Annotated in this window: 15 protein-coding genes; all 15 read right to left on the bottom strand. The window is 32.6% G+C overall.

Going from position 1 to position 19,860, the window contains the following annotated elements:
* Nucleotides 1-18: 18 nt before the first annotated feature.
* Nucleotides 19-1,857 carry a translation elongation factor 4 gene (lepA, locus tag C7N71_RS02520; RefSeq protein ID WP_105987605.1) on the bottom strand — a complete coding sequence of 613 codons (1,839 nt, stop codon included), beginning with the start codon at nucleotides 1,855-1,857 and terminating at the stop codon, nucleotides 19-21.
* 107 nt (nucleotides 1,858-1,964) lie between these two features.
* Nucleotides 1,965-3,131, bottom strand: a complete 1,167-nt coding sequence (gene dnaJ / locus C7N71_RS02515; RefSeq protein WP_105987604.1) for a molecular chaperone DnaJ — start codon at nucleotides 3,129-3,131, stop codon at nucleotides 1,965-1,967.
* Between the two features lie 87 nt (nucleotides 3,132-3,218).
* A complete protein-coding gene (gene dnaK, locus C7N71_RS02510; RefSeq protein ID WP_105964687.1) occupies nucleotides 3,219-5,093 on the bottom strand; it encodes a molecular chaperone DnaK in 1,875 nt (624 codons plus the stop codon).
* Between the two features lie 27 nt (nucleotides 5,094-5,120).
* On the bottom strand, nucleotides 5,121-5,690 hold the full coding sequence (grpE, locus tag C7N71_RS02505; RefSeq protein WP_105964688.1) for a nucleotide exchange factor GrpE: 570 nt from the start codon (nucleotides 5,688-5,690) through the stop codon (nucleotides 5,121-5,123).
* Between the two features lie 14 nt (nucleotides 5,691-5,704).
* Nucleotides 5,705-6,748 carry a heat-inducible transcriptional repressor HrcA gene (gene hrcA, locus C7N71_RS02500; RefSeq protein WP_105987603.1) on the bottom strand — a complete coding sequence of 348 codons (1,044 nt, stop codon included), beginning with the start codon at nucleotides 6,746-6,748 and terminating at the stop codon, nucleotides 5,705-5,707.
* A gap of 103 nt (nucleotides 6,749-6,851) precedes the next feature.
* A complete protein-coding gene (ribF, locus tag C7N71_RS02495; protein WP_105987602.1) occupies nucleotides 6,852-7,796 on the bottom strand; it encodes a riboflavin biosynthesis protein RibF in 945 nt (314 codons plus the stop codon).
* A gap of 15 nt (nucleotides 7,797-7,811) precedes the next feature.
* The gene (truB, locus tag C7N71_RS02490) at nucleotides 7,812-8,726 is read right to left on the bottom strand and encodes a tRNA pseudouridine(55) synthase TruB (RefSeq protein WP_105987601.1); all 915 of its coding nucleotides are present in this window, start codon (nucleotides 8,724-8,726) and stop codon (nucleotides 7,812-7,814) included.
* 104 nt (nucleotides 8,727-8,830) lie between these two features.
* Nucleotides 8,831-9,184: a 30S ribosome-binding factor RbfA gene (gene rbfA / locus C7N71_RS02485; RefSeq protein ID WP_105987600.1), complete on the bottom strand. Its 354-nt coding sequence runs from the start codon at nucleotides 9,182-9,184 to the stop codon at nucleotides 8,831-8,833.
* Nucleotides 9,185-9,197: 13 nt separating this feature from the next.
* Nucleotides 9,198-11,420 (bottom strand): translation initiation factor IF-2, encoded by a 2,223-nt coding sequence (infB, locus tag C7N71_RS02480; RefSeq protein ID WP_105987599.1) that lies wholly within the window; start codon nucleotides 11,418-11,420, stop codon nucleotides 9,198-9,200.
* A gap of 4 nt (nucleotides 11,421-11,424) precedes the next feature.
* Entirely contained in the window at nucleotides 11,425-11,742 is a 318-nt protein-coding gene (locus C7N71_RS02475; protein WP_105987598.1) for a L7Ae/L30e/S12e/Gadd45 family ribosomal protein, read from the bottom strand.
* The gene (rnpM, locus tag C7N71_RS02470; protein WP_105987597.1) at nucleotides 11,732-12,031 is read right to left on the bottom strand and encodes an RNase P modulator RnpM; all 300 of its coding nucleotides are present in this window, start codon (nucleotides 12,029-12,031) and stop codon (nucleotides 11,732-11,734) included. The genes C7N71_RS02475 and rnpM overlap by 11 nt, the downstream gene beginning before the upstream one ends.
* Before the next feature lie 20 nt (nucleotides 12,032-12,051).
* Nucleotides 12,052-13,137 (bottom strand): transcription termination factor NusA, encoded by a 1,086-nt coding sequence (gene nusA / locus C7N71_RS02465; protein ID WP_105987596.1) that lies wholly within the window; start codon nucleotides 13,135-13,137, stop codon nucleotides 12,052-12,054.
* Between the two features lie 18 nt (nucleotides 13,138-13,155).
* Nucleotides 13,156-13,629 (bottom strand): ribosome maturation factor RimP, encoded by a 474-nt coding sequence (gene rimP, locus C7N71_RS02460; protein ID WP_105987595.1) that lies wholly within the window; start codon nucleotides 13,627-13,629, stop codon nucleotides 13,156-13,158.
* A 113-nt stretch (nucleotides 13,630-13,742) separates the two neighbouring features.
* Nucleotides 13,743-18,062 (bottom strand): PolC-type DNA polymerase III, encoded by a 4,320-nt coding sequence (locus C7N71_RS02455; RefSeq protein ID WP_105987594.1) that lies wholly within the window; start codon nucleotides 18,060-18,062, stop codon nucleotides 13,743-13,745.
* Between the two features lie 71 nt (nucleotides 18,063-18,133).
* Entirely contained in the window at nucleotides 18,134-19,843 is a 1,710-nt protein-coding gene (locus tag C7N71_RS02450; protein ID WP_105987593.1) for a proline--tRNA ligase, read from the bottom strand.
* Nucleotides 19,844-19,860: the final 17 nt, after the last annotated feature.

Below are 19,860 nucleotides of genomic sequence, written 5' to 3'. Positions count from 1 at the left end.
ATTTAAATCATAGTCAAATTATTTACTACCTTTTTCTTCTTCATCAGTTTGTAAGACTGCCATGAATGCTGCTTGAGGAATCTCAACTTTACCAACAGACTTCATACGTTTCTTACCTTCTTTTTGCTTTTCTAGTAACTTCATTCTTCTAGTACGGTCACCACCATATAAATGAGCAGTAACATCTTTTCTATAAGCTTTAATATTTGTTCTAGCAATTACTTTTGCCCCAATAGCAGCTTGAACAGGAATTTCAAAGTTTTGTCTAGGAATAATATCTTTTAATTTGGTTACAATTACTCTTCCACGACTTGCAGCAAAAGAACGATGAGAAATAAAGCTAAGTGCATCCACTTTTTCACCATTTAATAGAATATCAATTTTCACTAAATCAGATGGCTTGTAATCAGAAATTTCATAATCTAATGAGGCATAACCTCTGGTTGCAGATTTTAATTTATCGAAGAAGTCAAAAATAATTTCTGACAATGGAATATAATAAACAACATTTACTCGATAGTCATCAATATATTCCATAGTATCAAATTGTCCTCTACGATCTTGACATAATTCCATCACTGGACCTACATAATCATTAGGGACCATTACTGTTGCTTTAACAAATGGTTCTTCAACACTTTTAATTTCAGATGCATCTGGCATTTCAGAAGGATTTTCAACATCTTTTACACCATCATCTGTAGTTTCAACATGATAAGTAACAGATGGTGCTGTAGTAATTAAGTCAAGATTAAATTCACGTTCTAAACGTTCTTGAACTACGTCCATATGCAATAGACCCAAGAATCCACAACGAAAACCAAATCCTAGAGCCTGTGATGATTCAGGTTCAAATTCCAAAGCTGCATCATTTAACTTAAGTTTTTCAAGTGCTTCTCTTAAATCACCAAATTTGGCATTATCAGTGGGATATAATCCAGAATAAACCATAGGTTCCATTTCACGATATCCAGGTAAAGCCTTTTCAGCAGGATTATCAACTTTAGTAATAGTATCACCCACTCTGGTTTGGGTAATATCTTTAATACTTGCAGTAATATATCCCACATCACCTGACATAAGATAATCTCTCTTAACTGGATGAGGAGAGTTCACACCTACTTCGGTAACTTCATATTCGCTCCCGCTATTCATTAGACGAATTTTATCTCCTGGTTCAACAGTACCATCGTACAAGCGAACACTTAATACAACTCCACGATAATCATCATAAACAGAGTCAAAGACCAATGCTTTAAGTGGATCTTCAACATTACCTTGAGGAGCAGGAACTTCATGAACAATTTTTTCTAATAGTTCTTCAATTCCAATTCCCTTCTTAGCACTTGCCAAAACAGCATCGTCTGCATCCAATCCAATAACATCTTCTACTTCTTTTTTTACCATATCTGGTTGTGCAGATGGCAAATCAATTTTATTTATAACTGGTACAATCTCTAGATCATCATCAATTGCTAAATAAACATTGGCTAATGTTTGAGCTTCAACTCCCTGTGCAGCATCTACAACTAAAATGGCTCCTTCACAAGCAGCTAAACTTCTAGATACTTCATATGAAAAATCCACATGTCCAGGTGTATCAATTAAATGAAATTCATAATCATGACCATCTTTGGAATGGTATTTTAATTCAACCGCATTTAACTTAATAGTAATTCCACGTTCTCTTTCAAGATCCATATCATCAAGCAATTGATTCTGCATATCACGTTTAGCAACTGTATCTGTCATTTCTAAAATACGATCAGCTAAAGTTGATTTACCATGATCAATATGCGCTACAATCGAAAAATTACGAATGTATTTTTGGTGCTCCTTCATTTTTTTGATATCCATTTTTATTCCTACTTTCAACTGATTAATTATTATATTTAATTATAACAACCAGTAACATAATGCACAAATTAAAAAAGAGTTGATGCTAATGACATCAACTCTTTTTATTATTTTTTACCATTAATGGCATCTTTCATTTTTTCAAAGAAACCACCGTTTTTATAACCTTTTTCGCCACTAGCTTCAGCAAAAGCTCGTAAAGCTTGTTTTTGATCACGATTCAAACTCTTAGGTGTATCAATTTTGACATGAACTAATTGATCACCCTTACTGCTGCTATTTAATCTTTGAACACCTTTTCCTCTTAGTCTAAAGGTTGTTCCAGATTGAGTTCCAGCAGGAATGTTAAGTTTAACGTCACCATAAACAGTCTTAACATCAATTTCACTACCTAATGTAGCTTGAACAAATGATATAGGTTGATTATAGTCTAAATTGTAACCATGACGTTCAAAATCTTTGCTTGGTTTTACTTGGAAAATAATGAATAAGTCACCATAAGGACCTCCATTAGTACCAGCTTCACCTTGATTTTGTAATCTCATTTGTTGCCCATCATCAACACCAGCAGGGATATTAACTTCTACTTCATGACTTTCTTGTTTATGACCAGATCCACCACAAGTAGGACATTTTTCTTTAATTTCCTTACCAGTTCCATTACATACAGGACAAGGATGTTGAGTTTGCATTCTCCCTAGAGGTGTATTTTGCACAGAAGTTACATAACCACTTCCGCTACAATTATGACATGTTTCAGGATGAGTACCTGGTTTAGCACCAGATCCCTTACAAGTACTACATTGGGCTTGACGATTATATTTAATAGTCGTTTTCTTACCAAAAATAGCATCCTCAAATTTAATTGTCATTTGATATTGTAAGTCACGGCCAGGTTTTGGAGCGTTTGGATCACGACGTGCTCTTTGACCACCTCCGCCAAAGAATTGACTAAAGATATCATCAAAGCCACCGCCACCGGTGCCACCGAAGCCGCCAAAGCCGCCAAAGCCGCCGCCAGAACCACCAGCGCCGCCAAAGCCGCCGCCAGCAGGACCATCAGCTGAACCAAATTGGTCATAATTTTGACGCTTTTGAGGATCACTTAAAACTTCATAAGCCTCATTAATCTCTTTAAACTTTTTTTCAGCACCTGGAGCCTTATTAATATCGGGATGATATTTTTTTGACATTTTACGATAAGCATGCTTAATGTCATCTTGACTTGCATCTTTGGATATTCCAAGAAGACCGTAATAATCTTTTTCAGCCATTTTTATCCCCCATAAAATTATTATATATTCAATAAAAAGCCAAAGCCCAACGAGTCAGACTTTGACTTTTCATTTAGTAATCAATGATTACTTATTGTTTTTGTCATCATCATTGTGAACTTCGTGGAAATCACCATTTACAGTGTCACCATCGTTGCCATTTTCTTTTGATGAGTCTTTACCATCAGCTTGACCATCTTTTGCTTGGCCTTGTTGATCGGCAGCTTGTTGTTGATATAACTTAGTAGCTAATTCTTGAACTTGTTTGCTTAATTCGTCTTTCTTAGCTTTCATATCGTCTAAGTTATTATCTTCCTTAGCCTTCTTCAATGCATCTTCTGCATCTTTGGCTTTCTTGATTTCATCTTCAGAAACCTTACCGTCAACTTCTTTCAAAGTCTTATCAGTTTGGAAAATTAGTTGATCTACTTCATTCTTTAGATCTACTTCTTCCTTACGTTTGTTATCGGCTTCTTCATTCTTCTTAGCTTCGTCCATCATCTTGTTAATTTCGTCATCTGATAGACCATTAGAATCCTTAATGGTAATCTTTTGTTCCTTACCAGTACCTTTATCCTTAGCAGAAACATTAACAATACCATTCTTATCAATATCAAATTTAACTTCGATTTGAGGGACACCACGAGGAGCTGCAGGAATATCAGTCAATTGGAAATTACCCAATGTCTTGTTATCAGCTGCCATTGGACGTTCACCYTGTAGTACATGAATATCAACAGCAGGTTGATTATCAGCAGCAGTTGAGAATACTTGTGATTTTGAAGTTGGAATTGTAGTATTTCTGTCAATTAACTTAGTGAATACTCCACCCATAGTTTCAATACCTAATGATAATGGGGTAACATCTAATAGTACAACATCCTTAACATCACCAGTTAAGACACCACCTTGTACAGCAGCACCTAAAGCAACGGCTTCATCAGGATTAATTGAATGGTTTGGTTCTTTACCAGTCCAGCTCTTAACAGCTTCTTGTACGGCTGGAATACGAGTTGAACCACCATTTAAGATAACTTCATCAATATCTGATGTGCTTAAACCAGCATCTTTAAGAGCTTCATCAAATGGTTTCTTGGTCTTATCAACTAAATCAGAAGTTAATTCATTAAACTTAGATCTGCTTAGCTTAGTTTGTAGATGTAATGGACCATTTTCGCCTGAAGCGATGAATGGTAAGCTAATTTCAGTTTCAGAAACACCTGATAAGTCTTTCTTAGCTTTTTCAGCAGCATCCTTCAAACGTTGTAATGCCATCTTATCATTTGATAAGTCAACACCGTTTTCATCTTTAAATTGTGCAACTAGGTAATCCATAATCTTCTTATCGAAGTCATCCCCACCTAAGTGAGTGTCACCATTAGTAGATAGAACTTGGAATACACCGTCACCTAATTCAAGAACGGAAACATCAAAAGTACCACCACCAAGGTCATAAACAAGAACTTTTTCATCTTTATCTTGTTTGTCTAGACCATAAGCTAATGAAGCAGCAGTTGGTTCATTAATAATACGTTTTACATCTAAACCAGCAATTTTACCAGCATCTTTAGTAGCTTGTCTTTGAGCATCATTAAAGTAAGCAGGAACAGTAATAACTGCTTCGCTAACAGTATCGCCTAAGTAATCTTCGGCGAATCCTTTAATGTATTGTAAGATCATTGCTGAAATTTGTTGTGGTGTATATTTCTTACCATCAACATCAACAGTGTATCCTTCTTCACCCATGTGACTCTTAATTGATGAGATAGTGTTAGGGTTAGTGATCATTTGACGCTTTGCAACTTCACCAATTTGTGTTTCGCCATCTTTAAATGCAACTACAGATGGTGTAGTACGTGATCCTTCTGGATTTGTAATGATTTTTGGTTCTTTACCTTCAAGAACAGCAACGGCTGAGTTAGTTGTTCCTAAATCAATTCCGATAATCTTATTACTTGCCATAATTATCTTTCCCCTTTTTATTTATTATTATTGTGCAACTACAACCATGCTTGGTCTAATTACTCGATCAGCTAGTTTGTAGCCCTTTTGTAAAACTTCTACAACTGTATCTGCAGGATGATTGTCATCTGCATCAACAGTTTGGACAGCTTGACAAAGTGTTGGATCAAACTTTTGTCCTTCAGCATCAATTTCCTCAATGCCATTTTCAGACAAAGCCTTATTCATATGACTAAGAACTAATTCAACACCTTGTTTAAGTTGTTTCCCAGCATCATCAGTAACTTCAGTACTTAAAGCACGTTCTAAGTTATCAACTACTGGCAAAATACTTGTGGCCAATTTTTGACCATCATATTTATAAATATCAGCACGTTCACGTTTGAAACGAGTTTGCATATTTTGCATTTCGGCTTCTGCTCTCAAATATTGATCAGAAACTTCATCCACTTTTTGTTCAAGCTTTTCTATTTTAGCTTGATTAGCATCTTTCTTTTCCTTTTTTGCATCTTTTTTGGCAGCTTTAGCTTCCTTTTTGGATACATCTTTTTTAGGATCAGATTGCTTTAAGTCTTTCTTTTCGTCTTTATTTGACAAGTGAATACCTCCCTTTACTGATCATATTTATTATAATAGTTTAATAGTTTCTTTGATAATTCATCTCGGAAGCTTTCTACTATTCCAATAATTCTTGAATATGGCATTCTAGTAGGACCTAATACGGCAACTACTCCTTTACCATATTCACCAACATCATAAGTCCCAGTAATAACACTATAGTCTTTTAATAAACTATTGCTTATTTCAGGACCTATTTTAACTGAAATTGATTTCCCAGAATTATTTATAAATTGAGAAATATCATCAGTATCATTCAATAATGAGTATATTGGCTTTAGATAACTGATATCATTATTATCAGTAAAACTTAACAAATTCAATTCACCGCCGATATAGAATTGATTTTTAGAAGCTTCGGTTAATATATTGTTAAGAGTAGCCAATATTCCTTTTGGATTATTGATATACTTAACAATTTCTTTAGTAAAATCACCTTCCAATAATGATTTTAAAATATATGATAAAGATTTTCCAACCATTTTATCATTAATTAACTTTACAACGGAATCTAATTGTTCACCATTAATATCATCAGAAATATGAAAAATTTGATTAATGACGTCTTGACTATCAGTAATTAAAATTGCCATTACCTGTCTATTGCCAAGAGGAACTAAATGAAAGCTTCTTAATCTACGGCTTACTTGCTGCTTAGGTTTTAAAGCTAAAGCAGTATAATTTGTTAAATTCGATAAGATATTAGCAGATTGCTCAACAATCTCATCTATTTTTCCAAAATGACCACCTAATGCTGTTCTAATAATTCTAATATCACTATTATCAATAGGATTAGGATTAAGTAAATTATCAACATAATATCGATATCCTTCAATTGATGGAATTCTTCCAGAAGAAGAATGTGTTTTGGAAATTAAACCAATCTTTTCAAGATAAGCCATATCATTTCTTACGGTAGCTGAACTGACATGTATGGGTAGTTGATTCGATAATGCTTTGGAACCGACAGGTACACCAGATTTTGTATAATCACTAACGATTACTTCTAAAACGGTTTTTTGCCTTTCACTGAGCATATATCAATCACTCCTTTAATAGTTAGCACTCTTAGCAGTCTTATTAACTAAGTGCTAACTACAATATATAATTTAACAAAGCATCATATATAAGTCAAGAAAACTACCCTTGTTTTTTATTAAAAAATTTTCTAGTAAATTTCTCGTCCATTGATAGTTGATTAATTAAGTTATCAACCCCATCAAATTTAACTTCACCACGGATACGATATAACCAATCTATAGATACATTTTCGCCATAAATATTATGATCAAAATCTAAAATATTAATTTCAACTGTAATTGGATTCTTATCTCCAAACGTAACGTTTCTTCCAATTGATGCCATTCCATTATATGTTTTGTCACCGATGGTTATATTAACTACATAAATTCCAATACTTGGTAGCCATTGAAATTCGCTATGTTCAATATTAGCTGTAGGATACCCTAATTCTCTACCTCTGGCTAATCCATGAACTACTAAGCCAAAAGTTTTAAAAGGACGACCCAAAAGATTATTTACAGTTTTAATATCTCCTTGATCAAGATTATGCCTAATAGCAGTAGAGCTAATTTTTTTATCATTAAAACTACTTAAATCAACCGCACAGACATCAAAACGGCCATCAGAGTATCCGATCATGTTCTTCATATCAGCATCTTTAGACCCATAAGTATGATCCACACCAGCAACAACAGTGTCGACATTGAATCTTATTAAATAATTATTAACAAATTCTATTGGTGATTGATTTTGAAAATCGAAACTATAATTTACTAAGAATACTTTTTTTACCCCAAAAGTTTTAAATAATTTCATTTTATAATCATTAAGAGTTATGTTTCTTCTTTCATGACTGCTAATTTGTTTATAAACAATTGAGGGCTTGTGATCATAAGTAAGAATTGCCAAATCTAAATGTTTCTTTATAGCAATCTCTTTTGCTTTTTCAATGACTTTTTGATGTCCTAAATGAATACCATCAAAATATCCCATAGCAAGTACACATTTATCACTGCTTTTAAAATTATTATCTATTGGATGGTGAATTTTAATAATCTCCATTAGAAAGTATCCTCTCTATTTATTACTAAACATTTTTTCTGGCTTAAATGCTTGTTTGTCTTTGCTAAAATAATATAAAGCTTTTATATCTTTTTTATAGGTAAGAACACATTTTTCATCATTAATATCTAATTCATCTGGACGTAACCATACACCATTTTGTACTAATTTCCACTGTGAATCTGACATTTCAACATGTTTGTATTGTAGTAAAGCATGATCAATAGAATACATCACACTATCAATATTATCTTTATGCATTGCATCTTCAACATCAGATAGTTTAACAGTTTGATCAATTGTAAAGTTACCACTTTTAATTCTAGTTAAATTAGACATTACAGCAGGCATTCCTATTTTTTTACCGAAATCAACTGCTAAAGTTCTAACATATGTTCCTTTACCACAACCAACTTCAAAATAAATAGTTTGTTCATGCTTTTTACTATCATAGAAACTATCTTTTATTTGTTTAAAATAGTTAATCTGAACATGATGCTCTGGTCTTTCTACTTTTTCATTATTTCTAGCATATTCATACAATCTTTTACCATTTACTTTAATAGCTGAATACATTGGTGGAATTTGAATTAAATCATCAGATACAAAGCTATTTAGCAATTCATTTATTTTTTCATCTGATAACTGTTTTTTCAAGGATTTACGATCAACAACATCACCATCTAAATCTTCAGTGGTTGTTGAAAAACCTAAAGTTATACTACCCCGATAAACTTTTCCTGATGACATTAAATAATCAACAACTTTAGTTCCATTTCCAATACATATTGGTAAGACTCCATCAACATTAGGATCTAGAGTACCACTATGGCCTATTTTTTTCATTTTTAGTATGCCACGCATCTTCCTGATACAGTCAAAACTTGTCATACCCTTTTCCTTAAATAAAGGAACAATTCCATTTAACATACTTTTTCTCCTAAAATATAATTATTAACTAAAATTATATCATAATGAAATTATACTAATAAATTAAAATAAATAAAAAAGGCAGATTCAAATCTGCCTTTTGTTTATCTATCTGATTTTTTTAATTTATTAATAAGTTGATCAATTTTACTTCCATATTGAATGGAGCCATCTAATTTAAAAATTAGTTCAGGTGTTCTATAAATGCTCAAACGAGAACCAAGCTCACCTCTTATTAAAGAAGTCGCCTTATCCAATCCTTTTTGTGTTTCATCTTCATCACTTTCTTGATCAGATAAAATACTGTAATAGATTGTTGCATGTTGCAAATCCCCAGTTACATCTACACCAGTAATAGTAACTCCTTGAACGCGAGGATCTCTTACTCTCTTTAACAAAATATCGTTAACTTCGCGTTGAATTTCTTGTTCTAATCTACCAACTCTATATTGTGCCATTAAAATTCACCTCTTATTTAACAGGTATTTGTTCCATTTTGTAGGCTTCTACAACGTCGCCTTCTTTGATATCATTGTAGTTTTCAATTGTAAGTCCACATTCGAAACCTTGTTTAACTTCTTTAGTATCATCTTTGAAACGTTTCAAACTATTTAATTCCCCATTATAAACAACAACATTATCACGAATCAAACGAATCTTACTATCACTTCTAACATAACCGTTAGTTACCATACCACCGGCAATAGTACCAACTTTAGATGCTTTATATAGTTGTCTTACTTCAACTTCACCAGTAACAACTTCTTTATATTTAGGTGCTAACATACCCTTCATGGCTGATTCAACTTCGTCAATCGCATCATAAATAACTTGATGTAAACGAATGTCTACTTTATCAGTATCTGCTTGTTCTCTAGCTTGTGAAGTAGCACGTACATTAAATCCTAAAATAATAGCATTACTTGCCTCTGCTAAAGCAACATCACTTTCATTAATAGCTCCAACTGAACTATGAACAATATTTACCTTAACACCTTCAACATCAATTTTTTGTAAACTAGATGCTAAAGCTTCAACTGAACCTTGAACATCAGCTTTAATAATGACGTCGACTTCTTTCTTTTCGCCTTCTTTAATTGAATCAAATAGATTGTCTAATGTTACACTATTATTTTTCTTACGTTCTTCCATTTGAGCTTCTTTGGCTCTTTCTTCACCAGCTGCACGAGCAGTCTTTTCATCATCAAAGACAATGAAACGATCACCAGCTTCTGGAACATCATTTAAACCAGTAACCTCAATTGGAGTAGAAGGAGTAGCTTTATCTAAGTTCTTACCCTTTTCATTCATCATTGTTCTAACACGACCAAAAGTATCACCAACAACAATTGGATCTCCAACATGCATTGTTCCTTGTTGAACTAATAATGTTGCAACTGGTCCACGTCCACGATCCAAACGTGCTTCAATTACAGAACCAGCAGCATTTTGATCTGGATTAGCTTTTAATTCCATAACGTCTGATTCAAGTAAAATCATATCGATTAATTCGTCAACATTAGTTCCCATCTTAGCTGAAATTTCAACGAAGATAGTGTCACCACCCCAGTCTTCTGGGACTAAGCCATGACCAGTTAATTGTTCAATCACATGATTAGGATTTGCACCTGGCTTATCAATTTTATTAATAGCAACAATAATTGGTGTTTTAGCAGCTTTAGCATGATCAATTGCTTCAATTGTTTGTGGCATAACACCATCATCGGCTGCAACTACCAAGATTGTAATATCAGTAATATCAGCACCACGAGCACGCATAGCAGTAAAAGCAGCATGTCCTGGAGTATCTAAGAAAGTGATAGTTTTGCCATCTTTCTTCAATTGATAAGCACCAATTGCTTGAGTAATTCCTCCTGCTTCACCAGCAGTAATATGTGAATTTCTCAAGTAGTCTAATAAAGTAGTTTTACCATGATCAACGTGTCCCATAATAGTAACAACAGGCGCACGATCTTCTTGATGTTCCTTATTATTTTCTTCTTCTTCAAAGAACTTATCAAGATCTGATACATTAACAACTTCTTTTTCTTCTGCTTTAATACCATAATCAGCAGCCAAAAGTTCAATTGTATCTTTATCTAAGGATACGTTTTGGTTAACCATAACCCCTAGCATGAATAATTTTTTAACAATTTCAGCTGGTTCTCTATGAAGAGCTTTACCAATTTCTTGTGCATTCATTCCAGCATTGTAAACAAATGTTTCTGGTAATGGACGTTCCTTTCTTTCTGGTGCTTTGTTTTTCTTATTATTTTGTCTAATTCTTTGATTCTTGGTATACATTCCAGCAAATCTGTTATGACGATTATGACGCTTATTAAATTTTTTCTTGTTCTTTTTACCTTGCTTAAAATTATTGTTAAAGTTTGATTTTTGATTATTGTTACTATGATTATTATTTACATGGTTATTACTGTTGTTACTATGATTATTAGATTGTTGATGTTGATTTGAGTTATTATTCATTGAATTCTTATTGTGATGTCTTTCTGAAGGTTTTTTAGAATGATTAGTTTTTTTACCCAAAATATTTCTGATTACTTTTTCATCACTATCACTTAAAGTAGACATATGGTTTTTTACATCCATACCCTTTGATCTAGCAGTATCTAAAATTTTCTTACTGGCTACTCTCATTTCTTTTGATAGTTCATAAATTCTCTTTTTACCCATACCATCACGTTCCTTTACAATTATTTGTCATTTCATTCAAACGTTTGGCAAATCCGGAATCTGAAATTCCAATAATTGTTCTTTTCATACCTATTGCGTTACTTAGGTCATTTTTAACGAACATATTGTTCACCGGAATACCATAATAGCTTGACTTATCCATAAACTTTTTATAGCTTGATTTACCAGCATCGGATGGAATAAATAGAAATTTTATTTTATTTTTTTTAATTGCATTTAATAAAATATCCTCTCCAGTTGTAACCTTACCTGCACGCTTAGCAAGTCCTATGAAATTTAAAATTCTATCTTTATTTTCCATTTTTAAATAGTTCTTTTCTAGCTTGTTTATGATCAACATATTTGATTAATTCATCATAAAATGAGTCATCAAGATCAACAGAAAATACTTCATTAAAAGTTTTATTCTGTTTAGCTTTTTTAGCAACATCTACATTGATTGAAACATAAGCACCTCTACCTGATTTCTTACCAGTTTCATCAATTGAAACGTTTCCTTCTTTATCTCTTACAACTCTTATCAATTCTTTTTTTGGAGCCATTTCTCCGGTGACAATGTCTTTTCTCATCGGAATTTTTCTACGTTTCATCGAATTATCACTCCTTAAAATTAAAATTCTTCATCTGAAGAGTCATCATCAATTGTATCAGATGGATCTTTAGATATCTCTGATTCTGACTTGATATCAATTTTGTATCCAGTTAATTTAGCTGCTAAACGAGCATTTTGTCCTTTTTTACCAATAGCCAATGATAATTGATAATCAGGTACAATTACAGTACATGCATTTTCATTTTCTTCATCGAATACGACATCAACAACTTCTGAAGGATTCAAAGAATTGGAAATAAATTCAGCCGGATTATCTGTCCATTGAACAATGTCCATATTTTCTCCACCCAGTTCATTAACAATAGTTTGTACTCGTTGTCCTTTAGGTCCAACTGTAGTACCAACAGGGTCAATATCATCATTAGTAGAACGAACAGCTACTTTAGCACGATCACCGGCTTCTCTAGCAATTGAAACAATTTCAACAGTTCCATCATAGATCTCAGGAACTTCTTCTTCAAACAATCTCTTCAATAATCCAGGTGCAGTACGGCTAACAAAAATTTGAGGGCCCTTAGTAGCATCTTCAACCTTATTAACATAAACTTTAATACGGTCTTGAGGACGATATTCTTCATTTTGCATTTGATCATTACGAGGCATAACTGCTTCCACTTGACCTAAATCGATATATACAAAACGATTATCTTCTCTTTCAACTTCACCAGTCATTAGTTCATCTTGGTATTTACTATATTTATTATAAACAATAGTTCTTTCTGCTTCACGAACTCTTTGCATAATAACTTGTTTAGCAGTTTGAGCGGCAATTCTACCAAAATTTTTAGGAGTAACTTCAAATCTAATATCGTCACCTAATTCATAACCGCGATTAAGTTGTAAAGCATCAGATAAGCTGCATTCCAAACGATTATCCACAACATCTTCAACCACTTGCTTTACGGCGTAAACATGAACCTTACCCTTTTTATCATCAAATGAAACTTCAACGTTTTGTGCTTGATTGTAATTACGTTTGTAAGCAGAAGTTAAAGCCGCTTCCAAAGCATCAATAATCGTTTCTTTTGCAATTCCTTTATCGTTTTCTAAAGCGTCTAAAGCGCCTAAGAGTTCTTTACTCATGTTAATTTTCTCCCTTAATTAAAATTTAATTGCTAATCTAGCTTTAGCAATAGATTTTTTAGGAATCGATAAATCTTTAAATCGACCCTTCATATTAATGTTAATAACTAAATCATCGTCGTTATCTTCTTTTAAAGTACCTTCATAAATCTTATTTCCATCAATTGGTGCATAAAGAGAAACATGAATATATTCACCAATTGCATTTTCAAAATCAGAAGGTTTCTTTAGAGGTCTTTCTGCTCCTGGAGAGGAAACTTCAAGAAAATATGCTTGTGGGATTGGATCTGGTTCGATGGAATCTAGTTTTTCACTTAGTTCATCAGATACAAGTGCACAATCTTCAATATTAATTCCATTTTTCTTATCAATATATACTCTTAAATACCAACTTTTACTTTCTTTAACAAATTCAATGTCATATAAATAAAAGTCATGTTCAGCAAGAATTGGATTTACTAAATTCTCAACTGTCTCTGTAATTTCACTCAATGAAACGCCTCCTAAAAAAACCAATAAAAAGAGCGAGCATTTCTGCTCACTCCCTTCCATGGATACTAATCAAATTTCATAATACCACACATACATATATAATTCAATTTTAACTACATCATGTCAAATAAGCTTAATTGATTTTCATCAGGTAAACCATCAATAACATGGTTATCAGTCATAAATTCGATTATCTTTTTAGAAACTTTTCCTCGCTTAGATAAATCTTCTTTAGAAATAAATGGTTTATCAGCCCTAGCAGCAACAATTTGTTTTGCAACATTTAATCCCAGACTAGGAATAGCTCTAAATGGAGCAATCAATTTTTTACCATCTATTAACCATTTTTCAGCGTCTGACTTTTCTAAGTTAACCATTTCAAAATCAAAACCACGTTCTACCATTTCATTAGATAATTCCAAAACTGTTAGTAAATTTTTGTCTTTGGATGATGCATCATTACCTTGATCATTAATTTCCTTCATTTTATTTTTTATTGCTTCTTTCCCATTGCACATAGATACTAAATCAAAGTCATCAGCACGAACTGAGAAATATGCACAATAATATACTAAAGGAAAATAAACTTTAAAGTATGCAACACGTAAAGCCATTAGAACATAAGCAGCGGCATGCGCACGTGGGAACATATACTTAATTTTCAAGCAAGAATCAATATACCACTGTGGAATATTGGCTTCATGCATTTGTTTTTGCCATTCATCTGGAATTCCTCGACCATGACGAACAGATTCCATGATTTGGAAGGATGTTTCTGAATCCAGTCCCCAATTAATTAAATCAGTCATAATGTTATCACGACACCCAATAACATTGGCAATGGTAGCTTTACCATCCCTAATTAGTTCATCAGCATTTCCTAACCAAACATCAGTTCCATGTGATAATCCTGAAATTTGTAATAACTGTGAATAATTATTAGGTTTAGTTTGTTCTAACATTCCTCTAACAAATTTGGTCCCAAATTCTGGAACACCAAGAGTCCCAGTTTTAGATTGTATCTGTTCGGGAGTAACTCCAATTGTATCAGTACCAGAAAATAGTCCCATAACTCCAGGATCATCCATTGGTATAGATTGAGGATCAACTCCTGATAAATCTTGGAGTGTTCTAATCATAGTTGGATCATCATGTCCCAAAACATCCATCTTTAAAATGTTGTCATGAATTGAGTGGAAATCAAAGTGAGTAGTTTCCCATGCTGCATTTTGATCATCAGCAGGATATTGAATTGGAGTGAAATCAAAAATATCCATATCATCTGGCACGATAATAATACCAGCTGGATGTTGTCCAGTAGTTCGCTTAACACCAGTATCACCTTTAGCTAAACGATCAATTTCAGCGCCTCTAATTACCTGTTCTGTATCACGCTCATATGCTTTAACGAATCCATAGGCAGTTTTATCAGCAACCGTTCCAATCGTTCCAGCACGATAAACATTCTTTTCACCGAAAAGCACTTTTAAATAATTATGAGCAATTGGTTGATAATCTCCAGAGAAATTTAAATCAATATCAGGAACCTTATTTCCTTTGAACCCTAAGAAAGTTTCAAAAGGAATATTATGTCCATCCCCAACCATTAGTGTTCCACAATTAGGACATTCTTTATGTGGCAAATCATAACCAGAACCATATTCACCTTTAGTAAAGAAATGAGAATATCTGCATTTAGGGCAACGATAATGTGGTGGTAAAGGATTCACTTCAGTTATTCCTGCCATAGTAGCAACTAAACTAGATCCTACAGATCCACGAGAACCTACTAAGTAACCATCTTTATTACTTTTAGATACTAGACGCTTAGCAATTAGATAAATAACGGAAAATCCATTTCCAATGATACTTTTTAATTCTCGATCCAAACGCTTTTGAATTATTTCAGGTAATGGATTGCCATATAATTCGTGAGCTTTGTCCATTGTACTATTCTTAATTTCATCTTCAGCACCGTTCATGTGTGGTGTATATAATTTATCAAGAACTGGATGAATATCATCATCAATCATATCAGCTATTTTATTAGAATTTTCAACTACAATCCTATTGTCCAAATCTTCTCCTAAAAAATTAAAATTATCTAACATTTCGTTAGTTGTAAGAAAGTGTACATCTGGTAATTCTTGACGATTTAATGGATTAGCTCCACCTTGAGAATTAATTAATATTTTTCGATAAATATAATCATGTGGGTCTAAATAATGAACATCCCCAGTAGCGACAACTGGCTTTTCAAGTTCTTTACCGGTTTCAACCATATTGGAAATAATTTCTTCTAGATGTTTTTCATCATGAATTAATTGTGAATCAATCAACGGTTGATAAGCTGCTTTCGGTTGTACCTCTAAATAATCATAAAATTTCGCCTTTTCAGTAGCTTCTTGTTTACCTTTTTGCATCATTGAAGTAAATACTTCACCACTAGAACAAGCTGACCCAACCAAAATGCCTTCTCGGTATTTTTCTAACACACTCCTAGGGATTCTAGGTACCCGATAAAAATATTTAACATTGGATAAAGAAATTAGCTTAAACATATTTTTTAGTCCAGTTTGAGTTTTAGCTAGTAAAATTGCATGAAATGGGCGAGCATGCTTGTATGCATCGTGTTCACTCATATGAGCATTGAACTCATTTACTTTTGTGATGCCATATTTATCTTCAGCCTCTTTAACAAAAATATAATTTAAATGGCCTGTACTTTCAGCATCATATACCGCTCTATGATGGTGTTCAAGAGACACATCAAACTTCTTAGCTAAGGTGTTTAAACGATAACTTTTAAAATTAGGATATAAAAAACGTGCTAAAGGTAGTGTATCAATAATAGGATTTTGAATCTTTTCCATACCATATCGAGCGTAGCCAACATTCATAAAACCAACATCAAATGTAACATTATGACCAACAACAATTGCATCACCACAAAAATCTCTAAACAGTTTAAAAACTTCTTCTTCAGATTTAGAGCCTTGCACCATTTCATCAGTGATAGAAGTTAACTGTGTTGTAAAGTCAGATAAATGAAAGCCAGGATCAATAAATTCTTCAAATTGATCAATTACATTATCGTGTTGCATTTTAACAGCTGAAACTTCAATTACATTATCATAAATAGCAGATAAACCCGTCGTTTCAATATCAAATACTACATACGTTGCATCATATAATTCGCGATCATCAGCATTAAAAGTAATTGGAACTCCATCGTCTACAACGTTAGCTTCAACCCCATAAATCATTTTCATATCGTTCTTTTTGGCAGCTGTATATGCAAAAGGAAAACCCTGAACAGCAGCATGATCTGTGATTGCTATTGCTGATTGCCCCCATTTTTTAGCTCTTGCAACAAAATCACCAATACTATTGGTTGCATCCATTTGACTCATTTGAGTGTGTAGATGAAGTTCAACACGTTTCTTTTCAGCAGTATCTTTTCGTTCCTCATGCTTCAAAGGATTAATATCATAAGCATTTAGAGTCAATTCATGAGTATAATTATCCTCTTGTACTCCACCACGTGCTTTAATCCAATCTCCCTCTTGAATAGCAGCAAATTGTTTTTCATCGTCTTCATTATTAGAAAATTTTTTAATTTCAATGGAAGAAGAATAATCTGTAACTTTTAAGATCATTAACTGACGACCAGAACGTAACGATCTAATTTCCTTATCAAAGATATGGCCATTAATAATAACTAGTCTTTCTTCTTGAACAATATCACTCATTTTAGTAATTTCAACATCGTCTTTAATTGGTCTACCAATCATTACTTTACCTTTAGGAACAGCTTTATTACTACTTTTTTGCCTTTTAGCAGTAGATTCTTTAATTGCTTTAACTGCTTTTTGCGCTAATTGGGCATCACGTTTTTCTTTTTGAAGTTGAAAGTCTTTTATTTTTTCTTGTGAAGCACTTTCATCAACATAAACATGAATATTAAATTTAGGAAAACCAAGTTTTTGATAGGTTTCTTCAATTGGTGCCAAAGCTTTACTAACCAAAAAGTTTTTTACAATTTCATTTTCAGCAACGTATTCAACTCTTTGATTTTTTAGCTTTAAGTCATTATGCTTAAGTAATTCTTGTTTTAAAGATTCTGAAATATCGGTATTCTTGACTACCCAATTCCAATACTTACCTAAAATATTATTATCAAACTCATTATTTTGCGTCGATATATTTACAGAAGAATGAGCAATCTCATCAAAGGTTGCATGAAATCGATTATAAAAATCAATAAAAGCTTCATAAGGCAAAATATTGGGTAAATTTAAGAAAAATTCCCAGCTTTTTGATTTTTTATGAATTTCAATTTGCTCAATTCGACCATTTTTAAAGTAAGACTCATCTCCATTTAATTGGAGTTGATTTATTAATTTTAAAAATAGTTTTTCTTTATCTAACAAAGATTAAACCTCCAATATTACAAAAGATGAAAAAAGACCAGTTATATATTTTAAACTGATCTTTAATCTAACTATTTCAAATCTTTAAAAAGAATTTGAACAGTATTAACAACTTCTTCTTTTTTAACTTCGATAGTTTCACCAGTTTTTCTGATTTTAATTTCAACTATTCCATCAGTAGCTTTTTTACCTACAGTAATTCTTATAGGAATACCAATCAAATCGGAATCAGCAAATTTGACACCTGCTCGTTCTTTTCTATCGTCAGTTAATACTTCATATCCATTATCTAATAATCCTTTTTCAATTTCATTAGATACTTTAACTTGATCATCTTTTTTAACGTTAACAGGAATCAAATGAATATCAAATGGAGCAATATTTTTAGGCCAAATTAATCCATTCTCATCAGATTGTTGCTCGGCAACTGCTGTTAATAGTCTGCTAATACCAATCCCATATGATCCCATAATAACTGGTTTTTGACGACCATTTTCATCTAATACATTAGCACCTAAGGCCTTTGAATATCTAGTTCCTAATTTAAAAATATGGGCAATTTCAATTCCGCGAGTAAATTTTAATACTCCAGAACCGTCAGGAGAAATTTCTCCTTCTTTAACGGTTCTTAAATCATTATAAGAAACATTTTCAAAATCTCTAGTTGGATTAACGTTAGCAAAATAATTGCCATCTTCATTAGATCCAACATAAACATTATGCATATTTTTAATATTATTATCAGCTAAAATAGTAATATCATCTTTTAGATTAAATGGACCAACATAATTAATGTTAGTACCCATATATTCTTTAATCTGTTCTTCATTAGCTAATAATAATTGAGAACCATCAAAATAATTTTTAACTTTAACATCATTAATTTCATCATTACCACGAACCATTACTAGTACTGGTTTTGAATCAATCATAAACAAAACACTCTTAATGACATTTTCTTTGTCAGTATCAAACAATTGAGCAACATCTGTAATATTTTTAATGTTTGGAGTAGCAACTTTGTGGAGATCCTTTAATTCCGGATGACTTTGACCTGGTTCTAACATACTTTTAGCCATTTCTAAGTTAGCGGCATAATTACTATCATCTGAATAAACAATTGTATCTTCACCAACAGCAGCAGGAGCAGAAAATTCAATAGAATCTGATCCACCCATGGCTCCACCATCACCAATAATGGTTCTGTAACTTAAACCTATTTGATTAAAAATTGAACGGTAGGCATTTTCCATATTATTATATATTTTATCTAAATCTGTATCGTTAATAGAAAATGAATATCCATCTTCCATAATAAATTCACGACCACGTAATAAGCCATAACGAGGACGATTTTCATCACGATATTTAGGTTGAATTTGATATAAAATTAGAGGTAATTTTTTATATGATTTTATAGAATCTCTAATTAAACTTGTAAAGGTTTCCTCGTGAGTTGGTCCTAAAATAAAATCTGTCTCATGGCGATTCTTTAACTTAAACAACTCAGGACCATATGTTTCCAAACGTCCTGATTCTTCCCATAATTTTGCTGGTAAAACTGCAGGCATTAATGTTTCATTTGCATCAATACCATTCATTTCTTTTCTAACTATATTTTCAATTTTAGAAATAACACGATATGCTAATGGTAGGTAAGCATACATTCCTGCTGAAACTTGTTTAATATATCCAGCTCTTAGCATTAATTTATGGCTTAATGCTTCAGCCCCCTTTGGAGCTTCTTTTAATGTAGGAATTAACATTTTAGACTGTTTCATAAAAATCTCCTTTAGTT

Source organism: Apilactobacillus timberlakei (assembly GCF_002993965.1).
GTDB lineage: Bacteria > Bacillota > Bacilli > Lactobacillales > Lactobacillaceae > Apilactobacillus > Apilactobacillus timberlakei.
The sequence above is the reverse complement of the archived record's forward strand: the minus strand, read 5'-3'. Positions and strand labels throughout refer to the sequence as shown.

What these genes read in the sequence shown, in the direction of transcription:
- lepA (WP_105987605.1), bottom strand. Translation starts at nt 1,857, where the DNA reads ATGGATATCAAAAAAATGAAGGAGCACCAAAAATACATTCGTAATTTT.
- dnaJ (WP_105987604.1), bottom strand. Translation starts at nt 3,131, where the DNA reads ATGGCTGAAAAAGATTATTACGGTCTTCTTGGAATATCCAAAGATGCA.
- hrcA (WP_105987603.1), bottom strand. Translation starts at nt 6,748, where the DNA reads ATGCTCAGTGAAAGGCAAAAAACCGTTTTAGAAGTAATCGTTAGTGAT.
- ribF (WP_105987602.1), bottom strand. Translation starts at nt 7,796, where the DNA reads ATGGAGATTATTAAAATTCACCATCCAATAGATAATAATTTTAAAAGC.
- truB (WP_105987601.1), bottom strand. Translation starts at nt 8,726, where the DNA reads ATGTTAAATGGAATTGTTCCTTTATTTAAGGAAAAGGGTATGACAAGT.
- rbfA (WP_105987600.1), bottom strand. Translation starts at nt 9,184, where the DNA reads ATGGCACAATATAGAGTTGGTAGATTAGAACAAGAAATTCAACGCGAA.
- infB (WP_105987599.1), bottom strand. Translation starts at nt 11,420, where the DNA reads ATGGGTAAAAAGAGAATTTATGAACTATCAAAAGAAATGAGAGTAGCC.
- C7N71_RS02475 (WP_105987598.1), bottom strand. Translation starts at nt 11,742, where the DNA reads ATGGAAAATAAAGATAGAATTTTAAATTTCATAGGACTTGCTAAGCGT.
- rnpM (WP_105987597.1), bottom strand. Translation starts at nt 12,031, where the DNA reads ATGAAACGTAGAAAAATTCCGATGAGAAAAGACATTGTCACCGGAGAA.
- nusA (WP_105987596.1), bottom strand. Translation starts at nt 13,137, where the DNA reads ATGAGTAAAGAACTCTTAGGCGCTTTAGACGCTTTAGAAAACGATAAA.
- C7N71_RS02450 (WP_105987593.1), bottom strand. Translation starts at nt 19,843, where the DNA reads ATGAAACAGTCTAAAATGTTAATTCCTACATTAAAAGAAGCTCCAAAG.